The sequence below is a fragment of the Butyrivibrio sp. AE3009 genome (assembly GCF_000420845.1).
Taxonomy (GTDB): Bacteria; Bacillota; Clostridia; order Lachnospirales; family Lachnospiraceae; genus Butyrivibrio.
On record NZ_ATVS01000009.1, the window covers coordinates 105,037 to 118,132 of the forward strand.

At 46.5% G+C, this 13,096-nt stretch carries 8 protein-coding genes; all 8 read right to left on the reverse strand.

Translation table 11 applies throughout. The features are described from left to right. Nucleotides 1-7: 7 nt before the first annotated feature. Nucleotides 8-3,208, reverse strand: a complete 3,201-nt coding sequence (locus tag G588_RS0106765) for an alpha-mannosidase (protein ID WP_022778005.1) — start codon at nt 3,206-3,208, stop codon at nt 8-10. Nucleotides 3,209-3,262: 54 nt separating this feature from the next. Beyond that, a complete protein-coding gene (locus G588_RS21380) occupies nt 3,263-3,994 on the reverse strand; it encodes a hypothetical protein (RefSeq protein ID WP_196804957.1) in 732 nt (243 codons plus the stop codon). A gap of 171 nt (nt 3,995-4,165) precedes the next feature. Beyond that, nucleotides 4,166-5,167 (reverse strand): ABC transporter ATP-binding protein, encoded by a 1,002-nt coding sequence (locus G588_RS0106775; protein WP_022778007.1) that lies wholly within the window; start codon nt 5,165-5,167, stop codon nt 4,166-4,168. Between the two features lies 1 nt (nt 5,168). Further along, a complete protein-coding gene (locus tag G588_RS19470; RefSeq protein ID WP_022778008.1) occupies nt 5,169-6,227 on the reverse strand; it encodes an ABC transporter ATP-binding protein in 1,059 nt (352 codons plus the stop codon). Nucleotides 6,228-6,240: 13 nt separating this feature from the next. After that, nucleotides 6,241-7,359, reverse strand: a complete 1,119-nt coding sequence (locus G588_RS0106785; protein WP_022778009.1) for an ABC transporter permease — start codon at nt 7,357-7,359, stop codon at nt 6,241-6,243. After that, the gene (locus G588_RS0106790) at nt 7,359-8,432 is read right to left on the reverse strand and encodes an ABC transporter permease (protein WP_022778010.1); all 1,074 of its coding nucleotides are present in this window, start codon (nt 8,430-8,432) and stop codon (nt 7,359-7,361) included. The genes G588_RS0106785 and G588_RS0106790 overlap by 1 nt, the downstream gene beginning before the upstream one ends. 90 nt (nt 8,433-8,522) lie before the next feature. Beyond that, a complete protein-coding gene (locus G588_RS0106795; RefSeq protein ID WP_022778011.1) occupies nt 8,523-10,613 on the reverse strand; it encodes an ABC transporter substrate-binding protein in 2,091 nt (696 codons plus the stop codon). Between the two features lie 159 nt (nt 10,614-10,772). Beyond that, nucleotides 10,773-12,893, reverse strand: coding sequence for a putative bifunctional diguanylate cyclase/phosphodiesterase (locus tag G588_RS0106800; RefSeq protein ID WP_022778012.1), 2,121 nt, complete (start codon nt 12,891-12,893; stop codon nt 10,773-10,775). Nucleotides 12,894-13,096: the final 203 nt, after the last annotated feature.

The window sequence follows — 13,096 nt, forward strand, 5'->3', positions numbered from 1 at the left end:
GTGCCTGTCACCAGAAGGTAATGCTGTAGGTCTTGATCTCATAGGGTGCTATAGCAAAAGATAGTATTCCGGTGTTCCTGTCAAAGTCCTGCTCTACCCGGCTTGTTTTTTCCAGTAGGTTGCAGGCCCGGACGTTACGAATCTCCACCTTTTCAAAATCCTTAAAGAGCTGTGCCTTCACTTCATGGCTACGGCCGTGGGCTTCGTATAGGCGGATGATGATGGCGCCGGTATCCTCTGCCTTCTTGATGGCGCTTACATAGACACCTTTCTCATCACCCAGGTCTATGATGCCCTCCCGGAGCTTTGCCAGATCCTTGGCCATACTCTCCTGCAGGAAAGGTAAAAATCCAATACTCTCTGCGTTAAGCTCTTCTGCCTGCTCTATAACAAGGCCTTCCCTGAAATCGCCTCTGTGTGGAAGCAGCGAATATGTGAAAAGATGCACTCCCTGGTCCGCATCCGGATTAGGGAAGATACCTGATTTGATAAGGGTTAGTCTCATGAGCTTCTCTTTTGCATCATAGCCATACTTGCAGTCATTCAGGATGGCGACTCCATATTCACCGGTGTCCGCCGTCATATCTATCCAACGGTGGGCACAGCACTCAAATTTCGCTTTTTCTATGCTGGTATCTCTCTTTATCTTCCTTCGAAGATTGCCAAATTGGATATCGCAGTCCAGATTGGAAGCCTCCACTTCCACCGGGAATGCGGCCTTGAGAAGGGTCTGGTGCTCATGCCAGTCAACATCGGTCTCGAAATCAATTCGCTTTGAATGCTTGTAAAAAATGATGTTCTGACCAATAACGGATTTTCTGAAGTTCCTTTCAATATTTACATAGGCAGCCACATCAAAATCCTCAGCGTCCTCCTTCGGAACCTCCGGCAGCTCAATATACTGAAGATCCGTGATGTTCCAGCTGGTCTTTTCAAAATCCGCATCTATGTTCCAGGCATCATAATCCTTGGGCTTATCCTCAAAGGCCATCAGCCTGTTGAGGGGCGGCTGGGACAGATCCCTGATCTCCCTGCCAAGCTCTTTATCAAACAGAGACTCGATTTCTCCGTTCTCATCAAAAACAACTTTATAAAAAGGCGTCTCCAGTTCAGTTTTCTGCCCCTGCTTAAGGGCTTCCACAGGCCCATCTTCAGCATCAGCCTCAAAGTCCGCCTCATAATCCTCGTCAAAATCCTCGTCAAATTCGCAGTCAAAGCCTGTCGCCTGCTCGTAGGCAAAGCGGATAATTCCCTTGCAATCGCTGATGGCATCCTCATACTGTTCCCAGGAATCCTCATAGACTCCTTTTATAGAGGAACCCGGCAGAATGTCATGGAACTGATTGAGCATCAGAACCTTCCATATCTCATAGAGGTCGTTCTCAGGATATCTGATCCTTCCTGCCAAAAGTCCGTAGCTGCAAATAAGCTCAGCCTCCTTAAGCAGATACTCCAGCTGCCTGTTGTAGCGCTTGTTTTTTGCCATGGAGGTGTAGGTTCCCCGATGGTATTCGAGGTAAAGCTCTCCGGATATCTTAGGAATTTTCTCAGGCTTCTTAAGCTTTTTCAGAAGATCATCAAAAAAGGCTGTAACACTTTTGAGCTCTGTTCTCGGGCACCCGGGCACTCCCATTTCAAGGCGCCTGTCCATCTCCAGCATCTCCCAGGTGGGGCCGCCTCCGCCGTCTCCAAACCCGTAAACAGTAAGAAGCTCATCGGTCAGCTCTTTTTCCCTGAAAGCCCTGTAAGTTCCAAGGATCTGCGACGGGTTCTGTCTTCCGTTGTAGGTGTACTCCAGAAGGCCGCCGGTCTTCATGGCCTTGTCCGCCAGGGGATAGTCACAGGTTGTTATGAGATAGGTGGGAATCTTAGTCCCATCAATTCCTTCCCAGTAAAAAAAGTCATGGGGAAGTCTATTTGTATCATTCCAGGCAAGCTTGGTGGTGACAAAGGCTCTGACTCCGCTCTTTTTAAGAATCTGAGGCATTGCAGCACTGTATCCGAAAACATCAGGAAGCCACAGGATATCGCTGTCTATTCCAAAGGCTCCTTTAAAATACCGTTTTCCGTAAAGTATCTGTCGAACCAGCGATTCCCCTGAAGTCAGGTTACAATCCGCCTCAAGCCACATGGCTCCCTCTGGCTCAAACCTGCCCTCCTTCACCTTCTCCTTAATCTCTTCAAACAGCTCAGGCTCATCCTCTCTGATATATTCATAGAGCTGGGGAGTACTCATCATGAAACGGTACTCGGGGTATCGCTTCATCAGCTCCATCACTGTGGCGTAGCTCCTGATGGCCTTTTCACGGGTCTGGCAAAGCTCCCACTTCCAGGCCACGTCGATATGGGTATGACCGGTACTTGCCACCGTCACAGGAAGATAATCTCTGCCGTAGAGGTTCTTCCTTAGATACTCCGAGGCCTTGATCGCCAGCTCATCTAAGATATCAGTCTTCTCTGTTATCACTGCCTCGTCAAAAGCCCCGGCCATTCCAAGAATTCGAAAAGCTTCTTCAAGACCTGCTATCAGCTCATCCAATATTTCCTTCTTGGAAAATCTAAATCGGTCATCTATCTTTTCTTCAAGAACTTCAGCCGAAAACGCCTCCGGAAGTTCCTCTTCTTTCCTGATACCAAGAAGCGCCTCCGCCGCCTCCAGCAGTACCAGTACGTCAAAATAGGCCCTGGTCACCGCCTCATTTCCGGCTGCCAGCTCCATATTCAGGAGATTCTCATTTTCTGCCAGGTTGGAATAGGCATAGATTCCAATATCAACAGCCCTGTCACGACCCTTTTCCCAATCCTCTTTTTCATAGATGACAACGCTGTTGTGGTTCATATCCATGCCGCAGCGCCTTATGCCATCTATGTATAGAAGCATCTGAGGGTTATCCGTATTCCAGATATCATCAGCTCCGGTGGACAGGAAAAAAAGCACCTCTTTTCCCCGATATATCTCCGGGATCCGGACCTTAAGCTTAAAGCAAAAGTGGGTATCAGGCTTACCCCAAGCGCCTCCCGCCTTAAATTCCTCCCAGTCCTTTGGCTCCTCAAATATGGTCTCTCTACTGTCGTAGGGAATCTCGGTAAACCTTATTCCTTCCTTTGTCATGACCTTATCAATAGGCATAACATCAGAAAAAATCTGCTTTCCAAGGGCATTCTTTTTCTCTATAAGACCACTTATTCTTGTAATGTAATCCGGCATCTAGTCTCCTGTCTAAGTATCTGAATATGATATCCTGCTTATAGTCTTCTGATCTTAGTCTTCTCTAACAATACACTGTCTTGTATTCATGCTTCTTGGCGTAACCTCAATGTCCTCCAGCTGTTTCTTTATATACCCCGGGATCTCCCTCTTAAGCTCCGCTAAAGGGATATAATCCTCATGCTTTATCTCGTTTTCCTCGAATCTCATTGAGGGTTCAAACACAAAATTCTCTTTTATATACTCTACAACCTTCCTGTTCTCTTCCTCAGTGATATGAATGTCCTTAAGATATTCCTCAGGCGCATCCAGTCCACTGATTCCCGCAAGCCTTGTGCAGGCTTCGAATAGTTCCGGATAAAGATGCATGAGCCTGGGACTAGCCAGCATCGCATGCTTTCCCGGCTGAGAGTACATGATGAGCCTGCTGCCGTCAGGATATATCACCCTCGCCATCGTTCCATCATGTACAAGATATTCCTCATCCATCTCATCCTTCTTGTACACACTGGTAAATTCCGGCAGCGTAGCTCTGAGAAACCTGCCATGGTAGCTGCCTTCCGCTCCCACCAGGTTATCCTTTTCATCCAGATATATCCAGATATGCTCAAGGTCGTAGAGATGCTGAATGTCATAGTCCAAATAATAAGCGTATTCGATAACCTTAACCGCCCCTTTGTAGTTCAAAAAATCAAACTTGCGATTGAAGGATCTGCTGACAGCGCCATCCTCTTCATACACCTCATACCCCACCCTCTTTATACTGAAAGGTTCCTTTTCGTCCATATATATAATTGGGGCATGACGCAGTACATATTCTCTCTCTTCCATATCTCCCTTCCTTATCTCTTGTAGATTTGGGCCAACGCAGATTTTTCACGAACTGCGATCCTTCCGATACACAGAAGCCGCCTCCCATAATAGAAAGCGGCTTTGATAAAGTCTCAGGTTAAGGTCTTATTCAGTGTATTCAAATCCGCGCAGATTAAGCTCCTTAGCATAGTGGCAAGCCACGAAGTGTCCGGGCTCAATCTCCTTATATTCAGGTGCGACTTCTTTACATTTCTGCCGGCAATACCTACAGCGGGTGTGGAAATAGCAGCCGCTGGGCGGATTGGCGGGATTGGGAATCTCGCCCTTAAGGGGAATTCTCTCCTGCCGGAAGGTGGGATCAGCAACCGGCACAGCAGACATCAGCGCCTCAGTGTAAGGGTGCTTGGGATGAGCAAATATCTGCTCTGTCTCTCCGTATTCCACCATCTTACCAAGGTACATAACACCAACTCTGTCGGAAATGTGCTCAACCACCGACAGATCGTGGGAAATGAACAAATACGTAAGACCGAATTCCTTCTGAAGGTCTTTTAACAGGTTGATTACCTGGGCCTGAATGGACACGTCCAGAGCCGAAACCGCCTCATCACACACAATGATCCTGGGATTAAGAACCAGCGCCCTTGCGATTCCGATACGCTGTCTCTGACCACCGGAGAAAGCATGTGGATATCTCATAAGATATGATGGGTTAAGTCCGACCTTAACGGCCATCTCTGTTGCCTTTTTATCCATCTCTGCCTTGGACATCTTGGGATAGTTTGCCTTCAGGGGTTCCTTGATAATATCAAGTACAGTCATTCGGGGATCCAGTGAAGAATATGGATCCTGGAAGATCATCTGGATCTCCTTGCGGATCTCCTTCATTTTCTTTTTATCGATCTTTAAAAAGTCAACTTCCTCACCGGCCTCGGTTCTATAGTAAACCTCGCCCTCGGAAGCCTCATAGGCTCTTACGATGCAGCGGCCCAGGGTTGTCTTGCCACAGCCCGACTCACCTACGATACCGATGGTCTGTCCTTTCTCAACGGAAAAAGAGACATCGGTAACAGCCTTAACTACTACATTCTTGGAGGTAAAACGCTTGTGAACATTTTTTACTTCAAGTATTGCATTATTCTCCACGTTAATTTCCTCCTTCCTTAGCCTTGATTCTTGCCTCTACCTCAGCTCTGTGGGCTGCACAGGCAGGGTTGTTGCAGGCAAAGCAGGCAATCTTGTGTCCGGGCTCGATCTCAACAAGCTCAGGCTCAGCCTTATCACAAAGGCCCTCTATTCTGGCATCACATCTGTCATAGAATCCGCACTGCTCAGGAAGATTCATGGCAAGAGGCACAGTACCCTCGATTGAGAAGAGTCTGTCCTCCTTCTTACCGCCAATCTTGTGAACAGATCCGATAAGTCCCCTTGTGTAAGGATGCTGTGGATTGGCATAAATTGTCTTGGAATCACCGGTCTCAACAACCTTTCCAAGGTACATAACGGCAACTCTGTCGCACATTCTTGCAACAACGCCCAGGTCGTGGGTGATGAACAGGATTGCCATGTTGAATTCTTTCTGAAGCTCCTTCATAAGCTCCAGGATCTGTGCCTGGATTGTAACATCGAGAGCTGTTGTGGGCTCATCCGCAATCAGAAGCTTGGGGTTACATACAAGAGCCATAGCGATCAGGGCTCTCTGCAACATACCGCCGGAGAACTCATGAGGATACTGGTTGTAACGCTTTTCAACATTGGCGATACCAACCTTTCTCATAACCTCTAATGATATCTCTTTTGCCTTCTTCTTATCCTTGGTGATATGAAGAAGTGTACATTCGTTAATCTGGTTTCCTATGGTGTACATAGGAGAAAAAGCTACCATGGGCTCCTGGAAGATCATGGAGATCTGCTTGCCGCGGACGTTTCTGATCTCTTTTCCCTTGGGGTCCATCTTAAGGATATCCACCTCGGTGTCATCCTCGTTTCTGAACATGATCTGTCCGCTGGGGATGCACTTGCGGTCGTTGATGGCCAGAATTGACTTACAGGTGATTGACTTACCGCAACCGGACTCGCCTACAAGGCCCAGTGTTTCGCCTCTTTTTATCTCGAAATTAACTCCTCTTACGGGAGTAAGGGTTCCGTCCAGCATCTTGATATCAACATGGAGGTCCTTTACTTCTATAATGTTGTCTTTTTCCATAAATCCCTCCTGATTACTTGTAAGGATCTGCCGCGTCTCTCATTCCGTCTCCGAGGAAGTTAAACGCAAGAACCGTAATTGTTACGAAAATAATTGGAATCAGTTTGTGGGGGTTAGCCGCTACGTCAGTAACTGAGCTTGCTTCCTGAAGAAGTACGCCCCAGCTGGTGGCAGGTGACTTGATACCCAGGCCAAGGTAGGACATTGATGTCTCACCTACGATGGATCCGGGAATTCCCAGTGTAAGAGATACGATAAGGTAACTCATAAAGCCGGGTACCAGGTGCTTCCAGATAATGCTCCAGGTGGATACACCTGACAGCCTTGCCGCCATAACATAGTCCTCATTTTTTAAGGAAAGCATTTTGCCACGAACTACTCTTGCCATTCCGGTCCAGTTGATGAAGGACAGGATAATGGTCATGTAGAAATACATCTTAATTGTTGAGATTCCCGCAGGGATAGCTGCTGAAAGTGCCATCCAGAGAGGAATCTGGGGAACTGCTCCGATAACCTCGATGATACGCTGGATCACGATATCGATAACTCCGCCGAAGTATCCTGATATGGATCCGATCGCTACGCCAAGGAAAAAACTGATGATGGCGCTGGCGAAGGGAATCGACAGTGATATCCTTGCTCCCAGCAGGACTCTTGAGAATATGTCTCGCCCAAGGGAGTCCGCACCAAAGAGGAATACTTTGGCTCCCGTACCTCCGTTGGATCCCTGCCCCACTCCGAAGAGATGCAGGTCACAGGGGATAAGTCCCAGGATTTTGTATTCGCAGCCGTGAACGAACCATTCGATCTTGTAATACTCGGAAAGGTCCGGCTCAAGCTGAACTTCAAAGGTCTTTTTGTCGATTGCTTTATCAAGCTTGTATACGTGAGGACCTACATGCTCGCCCTCAAATATTGTATAGATAGCGGTTGGAGCTGAATTTCTGTAGAGTCCGTCGAACTCATCCAGAGAATAGGGTGCCAAAAAGTCTGCAAACAGCGCTCCAAGATACAGAATTGCCAGTATAAAAAGGGATACTCTTGCAAGCTTATGTCTTCTAAGCTTTCTTGCCATCAGTGTCCACTGGGAGGCAAGATAATAATCTTCTTTTGTCTTTTTCTTTTTTGCCATTATCTTCCACCTCCTGAGTAACGGATTCTTGGATCAAGGAATGCCAGTGCGATATCGGAGAAAAGAACACCGATAACAACCAGTACAGCCTGGATCATAACGATGGCGCCCGCAAGATACATGTCCTGGGACTGAAGAGCCTTGTACAGAACAGGGCCCTGAATCTGCATGTTAAGTACGAGAGCAGTAACAGTTGAACCTGAGAACAGGCTTGAGAGAACTCCGCCAAGACCTGATACTGTAGGGTTGATGGCTGCTCTGAAGCAGTACTTCATAATTATTTTTCCCTCAGATACGCCCTTAGCTCTTGCTGTAAGTGTGTACTGCTGGGCAACTTCATCAAGCATCTGGGCACGAACGGAACGGATGATACCGCAGGTTCCGCTGGTACCGATTACTATGATGGGGATGATCATTCTCTTTAAGAAATCACCGAAATTGTATAAGTGAATGCCGTTTTGCAGCATTTCCTGTGTAAACAGACCAACGTTGGCATTGCCTGTCCATTTATAGGAAATGTACATCAGCACAATAGCCAGAATAAAGTTCGGTATGGCCGTTCCCAAAAATCCGATGATGGCAGATATGTAATCTCCCACGGAATACTGATGGGTGCTGGCATATACCGCAATTGGAATAGAAACAAGATATTGGAACAGCATGATTATCGCTGTTACTCCTATGGTAAGTCCGAGCCTGTCATTAACAACGCTCCAGACATCACGACCATAGGCAAAAGAGTATTTCCAGTTATGATGTGAATGGTACAGTCTGTAGTATGCGGAATCCGTAGGTGTCCAAATGATATCTTTGACCCACTTAAGATACTGCTGCCAGACAGGCAGATCCAGACCATAGTCCGCACGCATTGATGCGGCGTAATCCGCATCTACAAGTTCTCCTTCAGTTGCAAGTGCTGCAATGTGAGCTGACACGTAATCCCCGGGTGGCAGCTGAATAACAAAGAAAACCAATATAGAAATCAGTATCAAAGTAGGGATAAACATCAGCACACGCTTAACGATGTACTGAACAAGGTCCTTCTTGAAAAAATTCTTTATCGCCTCTCCCATTGAAATCTTCCCTTCTCATTTAAATGGGGACGTGGAACTTACTTCACGCCCCCAACTTATTACTTGATTGATCCGAATCCGGAAAAAATTTTACTCTGCCTTGAACATTACTTCGTAATGTGCCATGTTAGCGTACTGATAGCAGTCAGCCCATACAAGGTTGTCAGCATAGTTCTTAATCTTGTTGCTGATAAGCTCGTAAGAATTCTCAGCCTTAAGATAACCGATTGACCAGAGATTCTCTTCATGGATCTTGAAGATCTCTTCCTGATACTTATCTCTCTCTGCCTCATCGGGAGTCAGACGCCACTTGTCATAGAGCTCAACGAGCTTGACCATATCGCCTGTAGGCTCAACGCCCTGTGCGCCGTTTGTGCTGTAATATGTGCCGTACTCACCATACCACTCAGCTGCCTGTGCGATAGGAACGAACGGTGCTGCTCTGTCCTTAAGTGATGCGCCGCCGATTGGTGTGTGAGGTCCCATAACTGCAATCCAGTCGTTGTTATCGATCTGTGTATCGAATGCTGATACCTCAAGATCCTTAAGTGCACAGTTGATACCTACGGCCTTGTAGTACTGCTCGAATACAGGATAAGAATCATCTGCGCCACCGTCGTATGCAAGGAAGGTGATCATGAGATCTGAGCCGTCTGCGAAATCGTAGAAGCCATCTGATCCCATTACAAGGCCGCAGCCCTCAAGCAATGATTTAGCCTTATCTACATCATACTCTGTCCACTTCTTAGACCACTCTTCGCTGTAGCCAACGTTGCCCTCAGCAGGAGCTGCCTGGCCGGGCTCAAGGAATCCGTCTGTAAGAAGCTCAGATACCTGTGATCTGTCTACGCAGATGGACATTGCCTCTCTGAAGTCCTTGTTAGCAAAAAGCTCTGCATAGTTCTTGTCTGTGTTTGTGTAGTTAAAGGTGATCTGGTAAGCACCCCAGTCAGTGGTTCCCCACTCACGAAGTGAAGCCTGATCTCCAAGATCAGCAAGGGTTGCTGCAATATCCTGCATTGCAATGGTGATGATATCGATCTCTCCTGAACGGAACATAAGAAGATCCTGTCCATCCTCGGAGGTTGTGTTAAAGTGAAGTGCATCTACATAAGGAAGCTGATTGCCCATTGCATCAACCTTCCAGAAGTAAGGGTTGCGATCCATGATGCACAGTGTGTCGTCCTTGGAGCTGTTGCCGGGTACTGTTGAAAGTACAAAGGAGTTAAGTGTAGGAAGTCCTGATGTATTCCAGAAGTTATAGGATACAGCCTTACCAAGATCCTTAACTGTAGCTGCATCGATGTTCTTCTTCTGAGCATTTGCAAGGACATCTTCCTCGGAAAGTCCTGTGGACTCATAATATTCATTCTCTACATAAGGAATTTCCTCTGTGTCGGGAATGAGATCATGGAGATAATGCTCGGGAGCCCAGCACCACTTGAAGTCACCGTTCTCGATGAAGTCTGCGGGATATTTAGGATTTACAAAGGTCCAGGTTACTGTGTAATCATCGTTCTTAGTAAGCTTAGCCCATGCATCCTCACCATCAACGGTCTCTTTAAGAGCTGCCCAGCTCTTCTTGCCGTCGTAGTTGGTAAGATGGCACATGTAGTACCAGAATGTGATATCGTCTGCGTTAAAGTCCTCACCGTCTGACCACTTCATGCCTTCTCTTAAGTGGAATACCCACTCTGTGAAGTCATCGTTGTGCTCAAAGGACTTGATAACGTTGGGATAATAAGATCCATCTGTGTTATATCTGATAATAGACTCCAGTGTAGGTCTTGAAAGGCCCCAGCCACCGCCTGCGCCTGTAAGATTGATAACGCCGCCGTAGTTACCGATCTCAATGGGCTTGCCTGTTGCATCAAGTGTCTCAACGAATACATCGCTGGTGCCTGGAAGTCTGTCTGCAACTGCAGGAAGTTTGCCGCTTGATACCTGCTCTGCAAGCATAGGTGCTTCCTGATAGCCTGTTACCTCAACAGGGTCAGCAGCAACCTCAGTAGCAGTATCAGTCTGCGCATCTGTTGTCTGTGCAGGAGCTTCTGTCTGAGTGTCAGTGCCGGCATCTGTGTTTGCGGGAGTAGCCGCACCGCCACAGGCTGTAAGCATTGAAACGGACATTGCTGCCGTAAGCACTGCAGATAATGCCTTGGTCTTAATGTTCTTTCTCATAAATCCTCCTTTTCTAAATAAACCGCTTCGGATAAACGTTTATATTTATCCACACGAGTTTACTATCATTGCCTGACTTAATTACAAGTTTATTAGATTGGTATCACATTTTATACTCGTTTTTTTGCCTTATTTCAAAAAAACATTGCATTTTTTGTCCTAGAAGTACTGGGAATTTTTAAAATCCTCTGCAGAAAGAGGTTTGCCATAGTAGAATCCCTGAAGGCAGGTGATGCCCATTTTCCCAAGAGCCTCTGCCTGTTCCCTGCTCTCAACACCTATGGCGCAGACCTTGATATCAAGCTCCATTGCCATGCTCACAATGGCCTTTATCAGTGTTTTTACCTTCTTGTCCTCTTCTCCCAGCACCAGGGATGGGGACAGATTGATGGCAGTAAAGCCGCAGTCCTGCATCTGACCAAGGTTGATATTTCCACCGCCGAAGTCATTGAGCACCAGGTGATAGCCGTACTTATTAAGGTCCCAGAGGGTCTGCCTCACAGCTGTTGAAGTTCCCATAATGGCTTCATTGCTGATCTCCAAAAGGATCCCCGATGGATCAAGGCCGTCGCTCTCTGTGATCTCTCTAAGCCTTGTAAGAAAATCATTATCCAGAAGCTGCAGGGGCGACAGATTCACAGAAACTGCAATATTTTTCCTGTCCTCATCCCGCCATTTTTTCTGCTGATCAAGGGCTGTCTCAATTATCCACTTGCCCAGGCGGTTCATAAGTCCCACCTCTTCCGCTATGGGAAGAAGCTCATAGGCGGTACATTCCTCCTCGGACTTTAATCTTGGCAGCACCTCCACCGCCACGGTCTTTCCGGTGCCGGCATCTATCCTTGGCTGATACCGCAGTTCAAAGTCTTTTGCCAGATCTGCATCCTTTAGCCTGTTCTCAAGGGATTTATGCTTCTCAACGCTGGCCACCAGCCCCTTGTCGAACCTCTTGAAATCATCTTTATTGGCGCTGTGCTTGACGGAATACATGGCCGCATCCGCATAGCGGATCAGGTTATCAGTCTCTTTGCTGTCATCGGGATAAAGGGCATAGCCAATACTTCCGGACAGGGTAAAAATATAGGTGTCCAGGTTAAGAGGTGTGTTAAAAAGTCTCTGAAGATGAACCGCAGTGGCATCCAGGTCCGCCTCGGACTCAACCCCATTTTTTACAATCATGAACTCGTCTCCTCCGGTTCTGAAGGAAACATACTCCGCGGGAAGAGCCAGCATTCTGGATCCAAACTCCTTAAGTACCCTGTCACCCATATCGTGGCCATAGGAATCGTTGATGGGCTTGAAGCTGTTTAGATCTGCATAGAAGACCGCAAATTTTTTGCCGGTATCATAGGACATTTTTACCGACTCTGCCATGATGTCGCCGCAGTAGCGCCGGTTATAAAGTCCCGTCAGGATATCCCTCTGTTTCAAAAGCTGCTCGTTCAGGGCTCCGTTATGAAGTACCGAATATGTCAGCCAGTAAACCAGCATAGGCAGCACGATATAGAAGAATTCGTCCCTGTCTATATGATTGGTACAAAGCAAAACAAGAGAAGCCAAGATACCTACAGTAACAAAAATACTGGTTCGCTTGGCAGTTCTCTCCGAGTATTCATAGCCCTTTAGCTTGAAATCATATTCTTTTTTGACCTGAAAATACAATCCACAGGCCATGAGCATCATGCACAGCACGTAACACAGGTTTGTATAGTCATTTTCCGGATCCTGCCCTATGGCCTGCAGATAGGTGTAGGGAATATCAAATATGATATAGACAAAAATACCCAGGATCATGATATTTGTGGGCTTGATTCCGCCTCCGCCCGCAATCATACAGTACATGTTAAAGAGCATTATCAGGATAAAAATACTGATGCTGAAATAAAGATAAACTCTTAGAAGCTCAGATCGTGTAAGAATCTCATAGGAGCCGAGATAAATAAGAATATGTCTGAAAGCCACGAAGCCAAAGCTTGTAAAGACAAACACATTTACAAGAAACTGGTATAGCTCTGTTCTTTTTAATTTTTGCAGGAAATAGACAGCGACTGATGTGCCAAAGAGATAATTGGGAAAAAGATATATTGTGGCTATAAGTTCGCCCATGGCGAATTTCCCGGTTACAGCCTCATCAAAGAACATTATGATATCCGCCAGTGCATAGAAAAGCACTCCGCAGGCCAGGATAAGTGCAGGAACCCAGTATTTCCCAAGCCTCTTTAAACAAAACAGCATAAGTACGCCTGTCAGCGTAACCGTTACCGGCGAAAACAGAAGCATAAAAAAATTGTTTCTTAAGAAGGTACTGATGCAAAAGAACCCATAAGAAACAAGGATCGCTATTATGAGCGTTCTATCTATTATATTCGTGAGATGTTCTTGCTCTACATTTTCCATAAAGTATATCCATAATCGCAAAGCGCTTCGAACCGATAACATTATAACATATAGTCGATAACTTTTTTATAAACTAAGCATTAAAA

Bases quoted from the DNA above. Each gene is read 5' to 3' on its own strand.
- G588_RS0106800 (WP_022778012.1), bottom strand. From the start codon at position 12,893: ATGCTTCTGTTTTCGCCGGTAACGGTTACGCTGACAGGCGTACTTATG.
- G588_RS0106795 (WP_022778011.1), bottom strand. From the start codon at position 10,613: ATGAGAAAGAACATTAAGACCAAGGCATTATCTGCAGTGCTTACGGCA.
- G588_RS19470 (WP_022778008.1), bottom strand. From the start codon at position 6,227: ATGGAAAAAGACAACATTATAGAAGTAAAGGACCTCCATGTTGATATC.
- G588_RS0106765 (WP_022778005.1), bottom strand. From the start codon at position 3,208: ATGCCGGATTACATTACAAGAATAAGTGGTCTTATAGAGAAAAAGAAT.
- G588_RS0106785 (WP_022778009.1), bottom strand. From the start codon at position 7,359: ATGGCAAAAAAGAAAAAGACAAAAGAAGATTATTATCTTGCCTCCCAG.
- G588_RS21380 (WP_196804957.1), bottom strand. From the start codon at position 3,994: ATGGACGAAAAGGAACCTTTCAGTATAAAGAGGGTGGGGTATGAGGTG.
- G588_RS0106790 (WP_022778010.1), bottom strand. From the start codon at position 8,432: ATGGGAGAGGCGATAAAGAATTTTTTCAAGAAGGACCTTGTTCAGTAC.